The sequence below is a fragment of the Allobosea sp. ASV33 genome (assembly GCF_016428755.1).
GTDB lineage: Bacteria > Pseudomonadota > Alphaproteobacteria > Rhizobiales > Beijerinckiaceae > Allobosea.
Window position 1 is genome coordinate 18,989 of record NZ_JAELTI010000017.1, and the last position, 17,602, is coordinate 36,590.

Sequence of the window (17,602 nt, forward strand, 5' to 3'; positions counted from 1 at the left end):
TGCCGGCAAGAATCCGGCGGCCCGTTTGTTCAAACACAATGCAATCCGGACAATTCTCGGCTAATATTCGAGATCGGACGGACGGAATCGCGGTCATGAAATCGGGCTGCGCTTCCGCCCCAAAGCGCCGGGGGGAAGCGCAATGCGCACGGAAGCTGAGGCGATCAACCGCCATATCGGAGATCGGCTGCGCATTCTCCGCAAGAAGCGCGACCTGAGCCAGGCCGACCTTGGGGCAGTTCTCGGCGTCTCGTTCCAGCAGATGGGCAATTACGAGAAGGGCAAGGACCGGCTCAGCGCGGGCGCCCTGTTTATGCTGGCACGATTTCTCGGGACGAGCCCGGCGACCTTCTTCGAAGGCCTCGCGCCCTCCAGCCCGGGAATGGCCGAAGACGGCGTGGACTATGAAGCGAAGGTCGAGCGCCCCCCTCAATCCGACAAGCTCGATGCGGCATTCGGGCGGATTCGCTCCCAGCGCGACCGGGCCCTGGCGGTCGCTCTCGTCGAGACGATCGCACGGCGCGACGAGGGCGCGGCCTGAATTCAGGCGGAAACGTCGATTTCGCGCCTGACGGCGACGGCAATATCCGGCCAATCGGTCGTGAAGGCGCTGACGCCATCGGCGAAGGCCTTCCGGATCGCGGGCTCGTCATGCGCGTCGTAATAGCCGAGCGTCACAGCCTCGCGACGGCAGATCTCCCCATCGCCGTCCTGCGCCTGATTGATACGCAGCGCGATCTCCCGCACACCGGCCGCGCTCGCCTCGCGGCATAGCGCCGGCAGATCGCGTGCAGGCGGCGCCTTCATCGGCACCATGCTCGGCTTCATCGCGGCGCATTTCCGCGGCCTCGCCGAGGAAGCGATCATGATGCTCGCCGATGTGCAGGCCTCGCTGCCGTTCATAATGATCGCGCTGGCGCTGATCGCCCCGTTCGGCGGCGGCTTCTTCCTCTTCGTCGCGATCATGGGCTTCTATGGCTGGGAGGTGTTCGCGCGATTGACGCGCGGCGTCACGACAGATCGACCCGGCCGAGGACACGCCGGGCGGCCGTCCGCAGTGCACGTTGGTCGGCATAGCCGACCGCCTTGACGATCTGCTGCGGCAAAGCGCCGTCGCTTGCCATCGTCATGGCCCTGAGCACCCGCAGCCGCGTGCGCCAATCGCCGAAGCTCAGGCCGGTCTCCGCCCGGAAGCCGCGCGTGAGGGTGCGCCGGCTCGCGCCGGCTCGCTCGGCCCAGCCGTCGAGATCGACGTCCAGGGAAGGATCCTTGAGCAGCGCATCGCAGATCCGCCGCAGACGCGGATCGCGCGGCAAAGGCAGGGTCAGCGCCGTCTCGGGCGCCCGCGCGATCTCGTCGAGGATCAGCGCGGCGAGATGTCCGCCGCGCCCGGCTTCGTCGTAGAGCATGGGTTCGGCCGACAGGGCTTCGAGCGCGGAAGCCAGGAGGCTCGAGACCTCCAGCACACGGCATCCCGTGGGGAGCACACCGACAGCCTCCGGCGCGATATAGGCCGAGCACATGGAGACCGCGCCATGCATCCTGACCTCGTGCGAGAGACGCGGCGGAATCCAGAGGGCATGCCGGGCCGGCAACACCCAGGTTCCATCCTCCGCCCGCACCAGCGTCAGGCCGGCCGTTGCATAGAGCAACTGCGCGCGCGGATGGCTGTGCCAGCCCGTGCTCGCACCGGTCTCGTAGCGTTTCGGCATGACGGCGACGGCGCGCGGCACCGTCTGATAGGCCTCGCTTTCGCTGCGCATCATCGCCCCCCCCTTTGGCCCGATTGCGTCGAATAACGGCCCGACAGGCTTAACGGGTCAAGCTAGGATCACGCATTATCGCTGCGAGATCGCCCATGAGCCCCGAGACGCTGTCCAAGCGCACCCTTCTCTTCGTCAATGCCGCCCACGCGCTCGATCACTTCGTGCTGCTGATCTACCCGACGGCGGTGCTCGCCATCGCGGCGCAGAGCAGCCTCAGCTATGCCGAGCTGATCGGCCTCGCCACCGGCGCCTTCGTCGCCTTCGGCCTGTGCTCCCTGCCGATGGGCTGGCTCTCGGACCGGTTCGGCCGGCGCAACATGCTCGCCGTGTTCTTCATCGGCTATGGCTTGTCCTGCCTCGGCGTCGCCAGCGCCGACCGGCCCGCAGCCTTCGCCGGTTGGCTGCTCGTGCTCGGCGTAGCGTCGGCGATCTATCACCCGGTCGGCTCGACCATGCTGGTCAGCCATGCCCGCCAGCTCGGCCGCGACCTCGGCGTCAACGCCGTTTGGGGCAATCTCGGTGCGGCGGCGGCCGCCGGTGTGACGGCGCTGATCGCCGCAAGCCTCGGCTGGCGCTTCGCCTTCGTCATTCCCGGCCTCGTCTGCCTCGTGCTGGGCCTCGCCTTCGTCGCGCTCGTGCCCGGCGACGGCAACCCGTCCGCGCATCGTTCCGGCAAGGCCGAGTTGATCCCGGTCAGCCGGCCGATGGCGCTGCTCGCCGTCTTCGCCGTCGCGGTCATCGCCGGGGGCATGACCTTCAATATCACCACGATCGCGCTACCGAAGGTCATCGACGAACGGCTGGGTCTCGACCTGCCGCTGGCGCTGACCGGCTCGCTGGCGACGCTCGTCTTCGTCTTCGGCGCCGCCACGCAATGGCTGATGGGCCGGCTGGTGGATCGGTTCACGCTGCCCGCCCTGTTCGTCGGGCTCGCCCTGTTCCAGCCGATCGGGCTGGCGTTGGCAGCAACGACGACCGGCGTGCCGCTGCTGCTCGGCCTCGTCCTCACCATGGCTGCGATCTACGGGCAGGTCGTCGTCAACGACGCGATGGTCGCCCGCTACGTGCCGGCGCAGCACCGCGCCAAGGCGTTCAGCGTACGCTATTTCCTCGGCTTCACGGTCAGCGGCTTCGTCGTGCCGATGCTGGCCGTCTTGCATGCGCAGGGCGGGTTCGGGCTGGTGCTGGCAGGGGCCGCGATGTTCGGCCTGATCGTCTGGTGCGCCGCGCTGGCGTTCTTCTTCCTGGCGCAAGGCGCACCCGCCGCGCGCACCGTTGCGGCCGAGCAATAGGCTTCCGGCAGCACAAGCTGTCGGCTGGCGTTCAGACAGGGTCGAGGCCATAGGCCCCCGCCATGCATGGAGGGGCTCAATCGCGCCTGATCATGCGTTTCTGACATCTCACAAAGCTATTGTCAGATGTCAGAAACTGAGCCAGCATGGCTCATGCTTGATCAGTCGCCCTTCTCCCTTCCCAAGCCGCCAACGGCGGAGAGGGATATCACTTTCGCGAGCCGGCGCCTGCGGCAGGCGCTTATCCGCTGCGAGCTCGTTCCCGGCACCTATGTCCATGAAGGCGACCTGGCGCAGCGCTTCGGGCTGGGGCGCGCCGCCGTCCGCGTCGCGCTGACCGAACTGGCGACCGCCGGTTTCATCGAACGCCATGCTCGGCAGGGCTGGCGCGTGGTGGCGGTCGATGGCGCGCTGGCCAGCGCGATCGTCGAGGCACGGCTGCGGATCGAACCTGCTCTGGTCGAGAAGCAGCTCGATGAGCGCAGTGTCACCCTGCTCGGCAGCCTGCGCGGCGCGATCGACGCCGTCATCGGGCGGGACGATCCTTCCGCCCGGACCATGGCGCAGCAGCTCTGTCGGCAGGCGCTCGACCTCCTGGCTCAACAAGCCGGCGGTTTCATCGCGATCTGGCTGCGCGATCTCTGGGATCACACCGAGCGCCTGACGCGCGCGCTTGAACTCGCCGGCGTCACGCCGCCTCCGATCGATCCGCGTCCATTGCTCGACGCCCTGCTGCGCGGTGATCGCGATGCTGCGCTGTTGGCGCTCCAGGCAGAGCAGAAGCGCTTCACTGACGCGATCGCGCACGGCTTCCTCGCCGCCGCACGCCTGCTTCCGCAGAACGAACCCGTTTCCGTGCGCAGCCGCCGGCCGCGCCAGAGCACGAACGACCGCAAGCCGTCCCCCACCCTGTCCGAGGAGAAATCGCGATGAGCCGTGTTTCGAAAGCCGCAGCCGCCTTCCTCGTCGCCACCGCGCTCGGCCTCGCGGCCGGGCCGGCGCTGGCCGCCAAGGACCGTTTCGTCGTCGACCTCGTCAACGAGCCCTCTTCGCTCGATCCGCAGGTGCAGTGGAACCCGGACAGCTACTACGTCTATCGCAACATCTTCGACAATCTCGTTACCCGCGACGACAAGGGCGAGATCATCCCGCAGGTCGCAACTGCCTGGAAGCAGGTCTCGGACACCGAGATCGAGTTCGATCTGCGCAGCGACATCGCCTTCCATGACGGCTCGAAGCTGACGGCTGACGACGTCGTCTACAGCGTCAAGCGCATCACCGACCCGAAATTCGCCAGCCCCCAGCTCGGCCAGTTCGACAAGATCACCGATGCGATCGCGCTCTCGCCGACCAAGGTGAAGCTCGTCACCGCCGGCCCCTATCCGGCGCTGCTGGCGCAGCTCGTCAAGCTCTCGATCGTGCCCAAGGCCGTGGTCGAGGCCGTCGGCAAGGACGCGTTCAACCTGAAGCCCGTCGGCAGCGGCCCCTACAAGTTCGAGTCCTGGCAGCGCGGCGTGAACGTCCAGCTCTCCCGCAACGATGCCTATTGGGGGACCAAGGCGCCGTTCCCGACGGTGATCTTCCGCGCGGTTCCCGACGCGGCGACCCGTCTCGCCAATCTGCAGGCCGGCGCCAGCGACCTCGTCGTCACGCTCGATGCCGACCAGGCCGGCCAGCTCAAATCCGCGCCGAAGGCCCAGGCCCTGATCGGCCTGACCGAGCGCGTCGCCTATGTCCGGCTGAACACGACCAAGCCGCCCTTCGACAATCCCAAGCTCCGCCTCGCGGCGGCCTATGCGATCGACAAGCAGGCGATGATCGACGGCCTGCTTGGCGGCTACGACAAGCCGGTCCCCGAACTGCTGACGCCGGCGATCTTCGGCTGGGTCGACGGCATCAAGGCGCCGGAACACGATCTCGCCAAGGCCAAGGCGCTGATCGCCGAGGCCGGCCCTGCCGCGAAGGCGGAGATCGACCTCTCGACCGCGCCGGTCTTCGACCAGCGCATCGTTCAGGCGATCCAGCAGATGCTCACCGAGGCCGGCTTCAACGTGAAGATCGCAATGTCGGACATGGCGACCTATCTCAAGCGCGCCCAGGCCGGGCCGGAGACGACCTCTCTGCTCAGCTTCGGCCGCTGGTCCTGCGCCTGCCAGGATGCCGACGGCGTGCTCTTCCCGCTGCTGCACAAGAGCAGCGGCTGGTCGGCCTATCGCAATCCGAAGATGGACGCCCTGCTCGAAGAAGCCCGCGCGACGCTCGACAACGGCAAGCGCCTCGCCGCCTACAAGCAGGTGCACGAGATCGTCGCCACTGATGTCCCCGTCGTGCCGCTCTATCAGGCCGTGGTGATCTACGGCGCGGCGAAGAACCTGACCTTCCAGCCGACGCCGAACGAGAGCATGTTCTTGAACCGGATGAGCTGGAAGGACTGAGCGGCGGTGCCGGGTTTCCTGCTTCGCCGGCTGGGCCAGGCGCTCGTCACCATCCTCGGGGTGGTGACGCTGATCTTCTTCGTCCAGCGCCTGACGGGGGACCCGACCTATCTGCTCGTGCCGGAGACGGCGACGCAGGCCGATATCGCGGCCCTGCGCCATCAGCTCGGCTTCGACCGGCCGCTCCCGGTGCAATATCTCGACTTCCTCGGCGAGCTCGCCCGCTTCGATCTCGGCCAGTCGGTGGTGCAGCGCGTGCCGGTGACCACGATCATCGCCTCGCGCCTGCCCTATACGCTGATGCTGGCGGCCGGCGCGCTCATCGTCGCCTGCGGTATCGGCGTGCCGATCGGCATCCTGCTCGCGATCTTCCGCAACTCGCCCGCGGCCAAGGCGGCCGCCGGCTTCGTCCTCGCCGCCCAGAGCATGCCGACCTTCTGGAGCGGCATCCTGATGATCCTGGTGTTCTCGGTGCTGCTCGGCTGGCTGCCGCCCTCCTCCACCGGCGATCTCTCGAATCTCGTCATGCCGTCCTTTGCGCTCGGCCTTTTGAGCATGGCGACCTTCGCGCGGATCACCCGCTCGGCCCTGCTCGACGAACTCTCGAAGGACTATGTCCGCACCGCCCGCTCGCGCGGCGTCCGCAGCGGGCGATTGCTGATCCGCCATCTCGCGCGCAACGCCTCGATCCCGGTCATTACGGTCGCGGCGCTCGAAATCTCGAACCTGCTGGCCGGCGCCGTCATCGTCGAGACGGTCTTCGCCTGGCCCGGCCTCGGGCAGGTGACGGTGCAGGCGATCCTGGCGCGCGACTTCATGATCGTGCAGGGCGTGGTGCTGCTCGGCGCCTTCGTCACCGTGCTGCTCAACCTGCTGTCGGACCTGCTCTACAGCCTGGTCGATCCGCGCATCGTGCTGGAGGGCGCGCGATGAGCGTCGCCGCGGCGAACCCTGTGCCGCGCCGCAAGAGCCGCGGCCTGTGGCGCTGGTGGCCGGTCGGCATCATCGCGCTTGTCGTTCTCGTCGCGATCTTCGCGCCCTGGCTCGCGCCCTATGATCCCAACCAGCAGAACCTGCTCGGCCGGTTGAAACCGCCCGGCACGGTCTCGCGCAGCTTCCATTATTGGCTCGGCAGCGACGAGCTCGGCCGCGACCTGCTCAGCCGCGTCATCCATGGCGCCCGCATCTCGCTAATCGTCGCCTTCGCCTCGGTCATACTCTCCGGCGTGGTCGGGACGACGCTCGGCATGATCGCCGGCTATCGCCGCGGCTGGGTCGAGATCGCGGTGATGCGCATCGTCGACGTCTTCCTGTCGATCCCGGCGATCCTGCTCGCGATCATCACCGTCGCAGTGCTCGGCCCCGGCATCGTCAACGTCATCATGGTGCTCGCGCTGACCCGTTGGCCGCGCTACGCCCGCATCGCCTACAGCCAGACGCTTTCCGTCGCGAACATGCCCTATGTCCGCCTTTCGGCCTTGATGGGGGCTGGCGCGCCGCGCGTGCTCTTCCGCCATGTCCTGCCCAATATCGTCGGCGCCGTCAGCGTCGTCGCGACGCTCGAATTCGGCCTGATGATCCTGTTCGAGGCGGGCTTGTCCTTCCTCGGCCTCGGCGTCCAGCCGCCGACCGCGAGCTGGGGCGCGATGCTCTCGACCGGCCGGAACTATGTCGCGACCGCCTGGTGGGTCGCGACGCTGCCGGGCGCCTGCCTGTTCGTGCTGGTGCTCGCCGTCAATCTCACCGGCGACGCCGTGCGCGACCGCCTCGACCCCCGCCATCGCTGAAGGAAAAGCCCATGTTCGAGGACATCAAGGGGAAGCGCGCCGTCGTGACAGGCGCCTGCGGGGTCATCGGTCGCTGGATCGCCGAGGTGCTGCACGAGGCCGGCGCCACGCTCTGTCTCACCGATGCGCGCGCCGGCGACCTGGAGACGCAGGCGAAGGCGATGGACCTCTCCGGCGACAGCTTCGTCATGCCGGCAGACCTGACCGACGAGGCTTCGATCGTGGCGCTCGCAACGGAGATCGGCAAGCGCTGGGGCGCGGCGGATATCCTCGTCAACAATGCCGGCATCTATCCGAGCGCCTTCCTGCTGGACACGCCGACCGCCGAGTTCGACCGCATCCTCGGGATCAATCTGCGTGCGCCGTTCATCCTGACCCGCGAGCTCGCGACCCAGATGGTGCGCAAGGGCGTGAAGGGCTCGATCATCAACATCTCGTCGGGCGCCTCGCGCAAGATGCGCCGCACGGCCTGCGTCTACTCGATGTCGAAGACCGCGCTCGACCGGCTCACCAAGGGTTTCGGCGTCGAGCTTGCCGAATACGGCATCCGCTCAAACGCGCTGGAGCCCGGTTTCGCCGCCGGCAGCACGGTCAGCGCGCTGACCGATGCGCATGTCCAGAACACCGTCGCACAGATCCCGCTCGGCCGGGCGTCCTCGCGCGCGGATGTCGGCAACGCCCTGCTCTATCTCGCCAGCGACGCCTCGGCCTATGTCACCGGCGCGACCCTCACGGTCGATGGCGGCAACTCGATCGGCTCGCTTGCCGTCCATCAAGACAAGAAGCAGGCGCTGTGAGGAGGCTAAGCCCATGACCGCCCCGAACGCTAGCCGCCCCGCCTATGAGTGGCCCGAAGGCAAGAGCAGCGCCTTCTGCTTCACCATCGATGTCGATGCGGAGAGCCCCTATCAATGGAGCCTACCGGAAAGCGCGCCGGTCGCGCTCGGCCAGATCGAGCAGCGCCTGTTCGGCCCGCGCGTCGGCATCTGGCGCCTGCTCGACCTGCTCGATCGCTACGGCATCAAGGCGACGCTGTTCGTGCCGGGGCTCGTCGCGAAGAACCATCCGGAACTGCTGCCGGCCTTCGTCGAGCGCGGCTACGAGATCGGCCTGCACGGCTATTTCCACGAGCTCGCGACCGAGGCCGGGCCGGAGGAGTTCGCCCGGGCGATGGATGAATCGCTCGCACTGTTCAAGAGCCAGGCGGGCGTCGTGCCCAAGGGCTTCCGCTCGCCGGCCTGGGAGATGACACCCTTCATGCTGGAGGAGGTGAAGCGGCGCGGGCTCTACGATTCCTCGCTGATGGGCTTCGACCATCCCTATACGATCGACGGGGTGACGCAGGTCCCGGTGCTCTGGGCCGTCGACGACGCCGTCTATTTCCGCTTCACCGGCAGCGCGCAGGACCGCGGCCCGCCCTCGGCCCAGAACGGCATTCTCGACGCCTGGCTCGACGAGTGGGAGGTGCTGCATCGCGAAGGGCGGATGATGATGCTGACCGTCCATGACTGGATTTCCGGCCGAGCCGGGCGCGTCCGCATGCTGGAGAAGCTGCTCGACGTGGTGACGGCCTCGCCCGGCGTCTGGATCGCGACCGTCGGCGAACTCGCGGCGCATCACGCCGCGAGCGTCAATGCGCAGCGCTTCAGCGTGCCCCTGCGCCTGCCGCAGCCGAGCGCGCCGCTGCGCTTCCGGGCCAAAGCCTGATGCAGACCTTCAGCATCCGCCGCCCAGCCGTCCGCTCGCCGCACGGGCTCGTCGCCGCGCAGAACCGCCATGCCGCGGAGGCCGGCGCCGCCGTGCTGGCGCGCGGCGGCAACGCGATGGATGCGGCGATCGTCACCTCACTGGTGCTGAGCATCGTCGAGCCCTGGCTTTCCGGCGTGGGCGGCGGCGGCTTCCTTGTTCATGCCGATGGCAAGACCGGCGCGCTCGACACGCTCGACTTCAACGTGCGCGCGCCGCGCGGGCTTGATCCCGCGGATTATCCATTGACCGATGCGGGCTCGGGCAATTGGTTTGCCTGGCCTGCCGTGGTCGGAGACAGGAATGTCGCCGGCTACAGTGCGATCTGCGTGCCCGGCGCCATCGCCGGCTTCGCCGCCGCGCTGGAGCGCTACGGCACGATCTCGTGGAGCGAGGCGCTGCAACCGGCGATCGAGCATGCCGAGCGCGGGCTGGAGATCGACTGGTACGCGGCGCTCTGCATCGCGGTCGAGGTCGCGGGACTTTCGCGCGATCCGGCGATCTCCGCATTGTTGCTCGACAACGGGCAGCCGCCCAAGGCCGGGGCCGATACACGCCGTTTCAAGCCGATGACGGCCAAGGCTGAGCTGTTGAAACGGCTGGCAAAGGCGGGAGCCTGCGATTTCTACGAGGGCGAAGCGGCACGCCTGATCGCTGGTGATCTCGAAGCGGGCGGCTCGGCGATCCGCGCCGACGATCTCGCGGGCTATCAGGCGGTGTGGTCGCCGGCCCTGACGGGGCGCTATCGCGATCTCGACATCGCCGCCATTCCCGCTCTCAGCGGCGGCCCGACCTTCTTCGACGCGGCGCGACGCGTGGAAGCGCGCGGCCTTGGTCGGGGCAGTTCCGAGGCCGATGCGGCTCTGACCTATGCGACGGCGATCCGCGAGGCCTATGCGGTGAGGCTCAACAGCATGGGCCATGCCGCGACGCCGCAAGCGGGCTGCACCTCGCATGTCAGCGTCGTCGATCGCGACGGCAACATGGTCTCGCTGACCAACACGCTACTTTCGCGCTTCGGCGCGCGGGTGGCTCTGCCGCAAGCCGGCATCATCATGAATAACGGCATGATGTGGTTCGATCCGCGCCCCGGCCAGCCTAACAGCATCGCGGCCGGCGCCAAGCCGCTCGCGAACATGTGCCCGCTGGTGCTGAGCCGCGATGGCAAGCCCTGGCTCGCTATCGGCGCCGCCGGCGGCCGCACGATCTTCCCGACGCTCTTGCAGATGATCTCCGGCGTCGCCGATTTCGGCCTCTCGCTGGAGGACGTCTTCCACCGGCCACGCATCGACGCCTCGACCCCACGCATCAAGGTCGACGCCAGGGCGGAGCCGGATGTGGCCGCGCGGATCGCCAGCGCCTTCCCGGTCGAGATCGTCGAGGACACGCTCTACCCCGTGAACTTCTCCGTGCCTTCAGCCGTGATGCGGGCGGAGGATGGCGGCTTCCTCGGCATGGCGCATCCGACCAGCCCCTGGGCCGCGGTCGCGGCAGCGTCCGCATGAGCGAGCGCGCCAACCCGATGCTTGCCATCGAGGGCCTCACGATCGAGATCGACGGCAACCGCATCGTCGATGGCGTCTCGCTCGGCGTCGAGACCGGCCGCATCCTGGCGATCGTCGGCGAATCCGGCTGCGGCAAGAGCCTGACGGCGCTGTCAGTGCTCGGCCTGCTGCCGGGCGCCGCGCGGGTTGCCGGAGGCTCGATCCGGCTCGGCGGGCGCGAACTGACGGGGCTTTCCGAAGCGGAGCTGTCGCAAGTCCGTGGCAACGACGCGGCGATCATCTTCCAGGAGCCGGTGGCTTCGCTGAACCCGCTGATGCGCGTCGGCGAGCAGGTCGAGGAGGCGCTGCTGCTGCATCGCGGCCTGTCGCATGCCGAAGCGCGCGAGGAAGCCATCGCGATCATGGCGCGCGTCGGCATCCCCGATCCCGCGCGGCGCGCCCGACAGTATCCGTTCGAGCTCTCCGGCGGCATGTGCCAGCGCATCATGATCGCCTCGGCCCTGATCTGCCGGCCCTCGCTGCTGATCGCGGACGAGCCGACGACGGCGCTCGACGTCACCATCCAGGCGCAGATCCTCGAGCTGATGCGCCGTTTGCGCGACGAGGTCGGCAGCGCGGTTGTGCTGATCACCCATGACATGGGGGTGGTCGCCGATCTCGCCGATGATGTCTGCGTGATGTATGGCGGCCGGATCGTCGAGAGCGGCCCGGTCGATGCCATCTTCGCTGAGCCGAGCCACCCCTATACCCGCCTGCTGCTGGGCACGATCCCGAAGCTCGACGGCGCACGCAAGACGGTGCTGCGCACGATCGAGGGCATGGTGCCGCCGGCAGGGGCCTGGCCCGAAGGCTGCCGCTTCCGCACGCGCTGCCCGCTCGTCGATGAGGCCTGCGAGCAGGTTCCGCCTGCCGTCGTTGTCGGAGCCGAACACCGAGCCGCCTGCTGGCATGTCGACCGGCTGGAGGCGATGGCATGAGCGCGCCCCTGCTGGAAATCCGCGATCTGAAGGTGCATTTCCCGCTGCGCGGCGGCATCGGCGCGCCGGGCGGCGTGGTCAAGGCGGTCGACGGCATCTCGCTCGACCTTCAACCCGGAAAGACGCTGGCACTCGTCGGCGAATCCGGTTGCGGCAAGTCGACCACCGCCTATGCCGTGGTTGGGCTGGAGCGGGCGACGGCCGGCACGATCCGCTTCGACGGGCGAGATATCACCGCGCTCAAGGGACGCGAGCGCGCGGCGCTGGCGCAGGATATCCAGATCGTCTTCCAGGACCCGTCCTCGGCGCTCGATCCCAAGATGACGATCGCGGACAGCATCAGCGAGCCGCTCGCCATCGCAGGGCGCAGCCGCACTGAGCGCAAGGCCCGCGTCGCCGAACTCTTGGATCGCGTCGGCCTGCCAGCGGCGCTGGCGGAACGCCTGCCGAGCGCGCTTTCGGGCGGGCAGCGCCAGCGTGTCGTCATCGCGCGGGCGCTCGCCTTGTCACCACGCCTGCTCGTGCTCGACGAGCCGGTTTCGGCGCTCGACGTCTCGATCCGCTCGCAGGTGCTGAACCTGCTGCTCGAATTGCAGCGCGATCTCGGCCTGTCCTATCTCTTCATCTCGCATGACCTCTCGGTCGTCCGGCATATCGCCGACGAAGCGATGGTGCTCTATCTCGGCACCGTCGCCGAGCAAGGCCCGGTCGATGCGATCTTCGAACGGCCGCAGCATCCCTATACGAAGGCGCTGCTCTCCGCGATCCCGCTGCCGGACCCGCGCGCCCAGCGCCGTCGCGAGAAGATCATCCTGAGCGGCGATCTGCCCAGCCCGCTCTCGCCACCGGTCGGCTGTCCGTTCGTGACGCGCTGCCCGGAGCGGATCGCTGTATGCGCCGAGGAGCGCTTCCCGCTCGCCGCTGGCGACACGGGAACCGAGGCGGCCTGCGTCCATGTCGGGCGGCGAGCCGGCTAGCCGCGGACGCGCTCCCATTCCGCCAGCGCAAGCAGGAGATGGTACAGCACCCGCACCGGGATCACGGTTTGGGTGGGCGTTCCATCTTTCGCGAGCTGGTTGAACCAGAGGCCCGTTTCGGGCGCGACGAACCAGCGGAACAGGCTGGCGAGATGCCTGTCGAGGCGCTCGGCCGCATCGGCATCGTCCAGAAACTCGATCCGGGCGAGGAAGGCCTTGATCGCCTCGGTCTGCGGCCAGAGCAGCTTGGTCGAGGCCGTGACGGTGCCGGTGCGGTCGAAAACGTCGAAGGCGGCGAGCGGGTCGGTTGAGCCATCATCGACGCCGTGCCGGATGGCGAAGCCGTAGAGCGTCTCCGCCAGATCGCGCGCCTGGGTATCGCCTGTCAGGCGCCAGTAATGCAGCAGCAGCCAGGTCCATTCGAAATGATGGCCAGGCTCGCAGACCCTCCCGGCCGCACCAGCAGCCGGCTTCCAGTCGTCGGTGAAATACTCGCCGAGCGTGCCGGTCTCCGTATCGACCATGTGCTCGCGCGCCAGCCGGACGATCGCGCCGGCATGGTCGAGCCAGCGCTTATCTCCTGTCGCCTCCGCCAGCGCGTGGAAGGCCTCGAGCAAATGCATATGCGGATTCTGACGCCGGGGCAGCGTGTCCAGCGTATCCTCGGCGAAGCCGCCCAGCGGATGCGCCATCTCGCTTTCGATGAAGCCGATCACCTCGTCGGCGATGGCGAGCGCCGCCTCATCCTGCGTCGCGCGATAGTACCAGGCCATGGCGAAGAGGACGAAGGCGAGGTCATAGAGGTCGGTGCGAGCATCCACCGGCGTGCCGTCCTCGCGGACGGAATGCAGGAAGCGCCCTCGCCCCCCCTCGCGGCAGGCATCGCGCAGGAAGGCGAAGCCGTGGTGGGCGGCAGCGAGCGCCCCGCTTTCCGGATCGAGCAGATGGGCATGGCTAAAGACATAGGTCAGCCGGGCCGTGACGAGCGTCGTCCGGAGCGATCCGGGATCGCGCAGGGGATCGGCCGGATCTAACATCTCGACGAAGCCGGCACGGCCGGGCCGGACAGCGCGGTCGATCCAGGCCGGAATGAGGGTTTCCCTGAGCCACGCCTTCGAAGGCAGATCGCTGGTGCTCTTAGGAGCCTCTTCACGCTTCATCGGGGGGATATCCTCAGTGAGGAAAGAACGGGCGATGGCAGAGCTTCCCGCCGCGCCATCATGACTTCCAGCCGATAGCCATAGCCGAGGTGCGCGTCCACATCGCCCAGCGCAGAGCGCTAGAGCGCTAGAGCGCGCCGCGGCCGACGACTTCGCGCATGGCGATATAGCTGTGGTATTCCGCGACGTTCGGATCGTCGTGAAAGACCTCGCGGGTGAAGGCGGCATAGGCGGCCATGCTCTCGACCTGCAGATGCAGCACGAAATCGGCATCGCCCGTGACATAGGACGCGTGCTTGACCTCGGGCCGCGCCTGGAGCTTCCGGGCGAAATCGCCATAGGTGCGCGAGCCCTGGATGATCGAGACGGTGACATGCACCGTCACCGGCACGCCCATGATCTCCGGACTGACGACCGAGACATCGGCCGTGATGACCTTTTCGGCCCGCAGGCGCCTCAATCGCCGCAGGACCGCGCTCTGGGACAGGCCCACGCGCTCCGCCAGCACGCGCGCCGGCGTCTGATTGTCGGCCTGCATCTCTCTCAGCAAAGCGTAATCGAACTTGTCGAGGTCGACTGTTTTAGCCATCGAAACCTTCATGATCGGCGAAATTCGTCACTCGATAGCAAAAATAGGCGACTATCGCCAAGCGCTCGGCGGCATGATCTGCTGGAGATGCCGACCCTGTCGGCGGCGACGAAACGGGAAACGGGTCATGACTGCGACGAAGTGGACCAAGAGAAGCCTTGCCGCGCAGGCCATGGGCAAGATCGACCCCACCACCAAGGGCGTCGTGCCGCCGATCCATATCTCGACGACCTATATCCGCGACGAGGATAACGGCTACTCGACCGGCTTCATCTATGGCCGGCCGGATAACGAGACGGTGCATGAAGCACAAGCCGTGCTCGCCATGCTCGAGGAGGCCAAGGCCGGTGCGCTGCTGTTCGGCTCGGGCATGGCGGCGGCGACCGCCGTGTTCCAGGCGCTCTCGCCCGGCGACCATGTCGTCGCCTCCAAGGTGATGTACTGGGCGCTGCGCGCCTGGCTGCTCAACGAGGCGACGCGCTGGGGCATCAAGGTCGATTTCGTCGAGACCGACGATCTCGCCGCGCTGAAGGCGGCGGTGAAGCCCGGCGAAACCAAGCTCGTCTGGATCGAGACGCCGTCGAACCCGCTCTGGACCATCACCGATATCGCCGGGGCGGCCGAGATCGCGCACAAGGCCGGTGCGAAGCTCGCGGTCGACTCGACCTGCGCTTCGCCGGTCCATACCCGCCCGCTGACGCTTGGCGCCGATATTGTGATGCATGCGGCAACGAAGGTGCTGAACGGCCATTCCGACGTGGTCGCCGGTGCGCTCTGCGCCCGGGAGGACGACGAATTCTGGAACCGGGTCAAGACGGTGCGGAAGGGCCAGGGCGGCATCCTCGGCCCGTTCGAGGCCTACCTGCTGATGCGCGGCATGCGCACGCTCCATGTCCGGCAGGAGCGGCAGGCCGCGTCCGCGATGGCGCTGGCGCAGCGGCTCTCGGCCCATCCGCTGGTGGCGCGCGTGCTCTATCCCGGCCTGCCGCAGCATCCCGGCCACGACATCGCGGCCCGGCAGATGGAGAACGGCTTCGGCTTCATGCTCTCGGTCCAGGTCACCGGCGGCGAGGCGGCGGCGGTCGCCACGGCGGCCCATGTCGAACTGTACAAGCGCGCGACCTCGCTCGGCGGCGTCGAGAGCCTGATCGAGCACCGCGCCTCGATCGAGGGCGCCGGCTCGCCCTGCCCGACCGACCTGCTGCGCCTCTCGACCGGCATCGAGGACATCGGCGATCTCTATGCCGATCTCGACCAGGCGCTGAAAGCCGGTCACCGCTCGTAAGGCGCCGAGCCATGACCGCGACACGCGCCGCCTCCGCGCCGGCCAGTCAGACGGTCGGCAAGGCCCTGCTGCTGGTGACGGCCTTCGGCTGGGGCCTCAACTGGACGGTCCTGAAATTCGTCCTGCAAGATTGGCCGCCGCTCTTCGCGCGGGGGACGGCGGGTCTGCTCGGCGCGCTCTGCCTCGCCTTGCTGGCCAAGGCGCGCGGCGACAGTCTCGCCGTGCCACGGGAAGCCCGCGGGCCTCTCGTGATTGCGGCGGCGATCAACGTCTTCGCCTGGATGGGCTTCACCGCGCTCGCGCTGAACTGGCTCAAGGTTTCGGAGGGGGCCTTGATCGCCTATTCGATGCCGATCTGGGCGATGATGCTTGCCTGGCCCCTGCTCGGTGCGCGCCCGACCCGGCGCAGCCTTGTCGCGCTGGGCCTGAGCATCACGGGCATGGTCGTTTTGATGGGCGGCCCCGCCTTCACGATGGCCAAGCTGCCCGGCGTGCTGTTCGCCTTCGCGGCGGCCGTGCTGTTCGCGCTCGGCACGGTCAAGGCGCGGAAGCCCCTCGCCATGCCTGGCCCCGCCGTCGCCGCCTGGCAGGTCGCCCTCGGCTGCCTGCCCATGGTGATACTGGGCCTTGCGCTGGAACACCCGCATATCACGGCCTTGTCGCCGCGAGGGGCCTTGGGCTTGGCCTATATGGCCGTCGGCCCGATGGCGCTGTGCTACCTGACCTGGTTCGGCGCGCTGAAGCGACTGCCGACCGCCGTCGCGGCGACCAGCATGCTGATCGTGCCGGTCGTGGGCACGCTGACGGCGGTGCCCTTGCTGGGAGAGACGCTCGGGGTCCGGGAATTGCTCGCGATCGTGCTGACCATCGGCGGTGTCGCCCTGGCTCTGCGACGCGATCCCATGCGCCGCGAAGACTGATCGGCGGAGGCTAGACAGCCAATTCTTGCCGGCGCCAGCATTGTTTCAAATGATTATAAACTACGCGATAATAATTGACAGCTTTGACGCGTGGGCATCTAACCGCGGCCTCATCTTGTGAACTGCGCTGGCAGGAGAAGGTCGCCATGACGTCATACTCGTCCCTTGCATTGCGGATCGGCGTGCTCGCCGTCACGCTCGCCATGGCGGGCGCGGTTCGGGCCCAGGACGGGATCACCGTCTACAACGCCCAGCATGCCAGCCTGACGCAGGCCTGGGCCGACGGCTTCACCAAGGAGACCGGCATCAAGGTGACGATCCGCAAGGGTTCGGATACCGAACTCGCCAACCAGATCGTCCAGGAAGGCGCGTCCTCCCCCGCCGACGTCTTCGTCACCGAGAACTCGCCGGCCATGGTGCTGGTCGAGAAGGCCGGGCTGTTCGCGACGCTGCCCAAGGACGTGCTCGATCAGGTTCCCTCCCAGTTCCGCCCGGCGAGCGGCAAGTGGATGGGCGTCGCCGCGCGCAGCACCGTCTTCGCCTATGACAAGCGCAAGCTGAAGGAGGCCGACCTGCCGAAGTCGATGCTCGACCTTGCCGACGCCAAGTGGAAGGGCCGCTGGGCCGCCTCGCCCTCCGGCGCCGATTTCCAGGCGATCGTCGGGGCGCTGCTGGTCCTCAAGGGCGAACCCGCGACCGCCGATTGGCTCAAGGCGATGAAGGCGAATTCCAGCGCCTATCGCGGCAACAGCGTCGCCATGAAGGCGGTCAATGCCGGCGAGGTCGAGGGCGCGGTGATCTACCACTATTACTATTTCGGCGACCAGGCGAAGACGGGCGAGAACAGCGGCAATGTCGGGCTGCACTATTTCCGCCATCAGGATCCCGGCGCGTTCCTCAGCACTTCCGGCGCGGGCGTGCTGGAATCCAGCAAGCACAAGAAGGAGGCCGAGGCCTTCGTGAAGTGGATGAGCGGCAAGCACGGCCAGGCCGTGCTGCGCGAGGGCGATTCCTTCGAATACGCCATCGGCAACGGGGAAGCCTCGAACCCGAAGCTGGAGCCGATCGCCAAGCTCGACGCACCGAAGGTCGAGCCCTCGCAGCTCGACAGCAAGAAGGTCACCGAGCTGATGACGGCCGCCGGCCTTCTCTGAGCCGGTTGC

General features: G+C 67.8%; 19 protein-coding genes. 15 read left to right on the top strand and 4 right to left on the bottom strand.

Annotated features, from left to right (window positions below):
• Positions 1 to 142: 142 nt before the first annotated feature.
• Positions 143 to 541 (top strand): helix-turn-helix domain-containing protein, encoded by a 399-nt coding sequence (locus JHD80_RS07700; protein ID WP_199085792.1) that lies wholly within the window; start codon positions 143 to 145, stop codon positions 539 to 541.
• 2 nt (positions 542 to 543) lie between these two features.
• Here the strand turns inward: JHD80_RS07700 and JHD80_RS07705 are convergent, their stop codons facing one another.
• Positions 544 to 828: a hypothetical protein gene (locus JHD80_RS07705; RefSeq protein WP_199085793.1), complete on the bottom strand. Its 285-nt coding sequence runs from the start codon at positions 826 to 828 to the stop codon at positions 544 to 546.
• Positions 829 to 868: 40 nt separating this feature from the next.
• On the opposite strand from JHD80_RS07705, the gene JHD80_RS29265 reads away from it, so the two are divergent.
• Positions 869 to 1,090 (top strand): hypothetical protein, encoded by a 222-nt coding sequence (locus JHD80_RS29265; RefSeq protein ID WP_349237230.1) that lies wholly within the window; start codon positions 869 to 871, stop codon positions 1,088 to 1,090.
• Here the strand turns inward: JHD80_RS29265 and JHD80_RS07710 are convergent.
• A complete protein-coding gene (locus JHD80_RS07710; RefSeq protein ID WP_349237229.1) occupies positions 1,011 to 1,766 on the bottom strand; it encodes an AraC family transcriptional regulator in 756 nt (251 codons plus the stop codon). The genes JHD80_RS29265 and JHD80_RS07710 overlap by 80 nt on opposite strands.
• Positions 1,767 to 1,858: 92 nt before the next feature.
• Here JHD80_RS07710 and JHD80_RS07715 point away from each other — a divergent pair, with 92 nt between their 5' ends.
• The 10 genes from JHD80_RS07715 (at position 1,859) to JHD80_RS07760 (ending at position 12,485) form a co-directional block, all read left to right on the top strand.
• A complete protein-coding gene (locus JHD80_RS07715; protein ID WP_199085794.1) occupies positions 1,859 to 3,058 on the top strand; it encodes an MFS transporter in 1,200 nt (399 codons plus the stop codon).
• A gap of 153 nt (positions 3,059 to 3,211) precedes the next feature.
• Positions 3,212 to 3,991, top strand: a complete 780-nt coding sequence (locus tag JHD80_RS07720; protein ID WP_199085795.1) for a GntR family transcriptional regulator — start codon at positions 3,212 to 3,214, stop codon at positions 3,989 to 3,991.
• Complete coding sequence (locus tag JHD80_RS07725; protein WP_199085796.1) at positions 3,988 to 5,493, top strand: ABC transporter substrate-binding protein; 1,506 nt, start codon at positions 3,988 to 3,990, stop codon at positions 5,491 to 5,493. The genes JHD80_RS07720 and JHD80_RS07725 overlap by 4 nt, the downstream gene beginning before the upstream one ends.
• Positions 5,494 to 5,499: 6 nt before the next feature.
• Positions 5,500 to 6,426: an ABC transporter permease subunit gene (locus tag JHD80_RS07730; protein ID WP_199085797.1), complete on the top strand. Its 927-nt coding sequence runs from the start codon at positions 5,500 to 5,502 to the stop codon at positions 6,424 to 6,426.
• Positions 6,423 to 7,280, top strand: a complete 858-nt coding sequence (nikC, locus tag JHD80_RS07735; protein WP_199085798.1) for a nickel transporter permease — start codon at positions 6,423 to 6,425, stop codon at positions 7,278 to 7,280. The genes JHD80_RS07730 and nikC overlap by 4 nt, the downstream gene beginning before the upstream one ends.
• A gap of 11 nt (positions 7,281 to 7,291) precedes the next feature.
• On the top strand, positions 7,292 to 8,077 hold the full coding sequence (locus tag JHD80_RS07740) for an SDR family NAD(P)-dependent oxidoreductase (RefSeq protein WP_199085799.1): 786 nt from the start codon (positions 7,292 to 7,294) through the stop codon (positions 8,075 to 8,077).
• 13 nt (positions 8,078 to 8,090) lie between these two features.
• Positions 8,091 to 8,987, top strand: coding sequence for a polysaccharide deacetylase family protein (locus tag JHD80_RS07745; protein WP_199085800.1), 897 nt, complete (start codon positions 8,091 to 8,093; stop codon positions 8,985 to 8,987).
• Positions 8,987 to 10,531 (top strand): gamma-glutamyltransferase family protein, encoded by a 1,545-nt coding sequence (locus JHD80_RS07750; protein WP_248311437.1) that lies wholly within the window; start codon positions 8,987 to 8,989, stop codon positions 10,529 to 10,531. Before JHD80_RS07745 ends, JHD80_RS07750 begins: the two co-directional genes overlap by 1 nt.
• Positions 10,528 to 11,508 carry an ABC transporter ATP-binding protein gene (locus JHD80_RS07755; protein WP_199085801.1) on the top strand — a complete coding sequence of 327 codons (981 nt, stop codon included), beginning with the start codon at positions 10,528 to 10,530 and terminating at the stop codon, positions 11,506 to 11,508. The genes JHD80_RS07750 and JHD80_RS07755 overlap by 4 nt, the downstream gene beginning before the upstream one ends.
• Positions 11,505 to 12,485, top strand: coding sequence for an ABC transporter ATP-binding protein (locus JHD80_RS07760; protein ID WP_199085802.1), 981 nt, complete (start codon positions 11,505 to 11,507; stop codon positions 12,483 to 12,485). The genes JHD80_RS07755 and JHD80_RS07760 overlap by 4 nt, the downstream gene beginning before the upstream one ends.
• Here JHD80_RS07760 and JHD80_RS07765 read toward each other — a convergent pair.
• Together JHD80_RS07765 and JHD80_RS07770 are read right to left on the bottom strand one after the other, a co-directional pair.
• Positions 12,482 to 13,645: an AGE family epimerase/isomerase gene (locus JHD80_RS07765; RefSeq protein WP_199085803.1), complete on the bottom strand. Its 1,164-nt coding sequence runs from the start codon at positions 13,643 to 13,645 to the stop codon at positions 12,482 to 12,484. The two genes, JHD80_RS07760 and JHD80_RS07765, sit on opposite strands and share 4 nt — an antisense overlap.
• 127 nt (positions 13,646 to 13,772) lie before the next feature.
• Positions 13,773 to 14,234 (bottom strand): Lrp/AsnC family transcriptional regulator, encoded by a 462-nt coding sequence (locus tag JHD80_RS07770; RefSeq protein ID WP_199085804.1) that lies wholly within the window; start codon positions 14,232 to 14,234, stop codon positions 13,773 to 13,775.
• Between the two features lie 127 nt (positions 14,235 to 14,361).
• Here JHD80_RS07770 and JHD80_RS07775 point away from each other — a divergent pair, with 127 nt between their 5' ends.
• The 3 genes from JHD80_RS07775 (at position 14,362) to JHD80_RS07785 (ending at position 17,593) form a co-directional block, all read left to right on the top strand.
• Positions 14,362 to 15,519, top strand: coding sequence for a trans-sulfuration enzyme family protein (locus tag JHD80_RS07775; protein ID WP_199085805.1), 1,158 nt, complete (start codon positions 14,362 to 14,364; stop codon positions 15,517 to 15,519).
• A gap of 11 nt (positions 15,520 to 15,530) precedes the next feature.
• The gene (locus tag JHD80_RS07780; protein WP_199085806.1) at positions 15,531 to 16,439 is read left to right on the top strand and encodes a DMT family transporter; all 909 of its coding nucleotides are present in this window, start codon (positions 15,531 to 15,533) and stop codon (positions 16,437 to 16,439) included.
• Between the two features lie 146 nt (positions 16,440 to 16,585).
• Positions 16,586 to 17,593 (top strand): iron ABC transporter substrate-binding protein, encoded by a 1,008-nt coding sequence (locus tag JHD80_RS07785; protein ID WP_199085807.1) that lies wholly within the window; start codon positions 16,586 to 16,588, stop codon positions 17,591 to 17,593.
• The last annotated feature ends 9 nt before the right edge of the window (positions 17,594 to 17,602 follow it).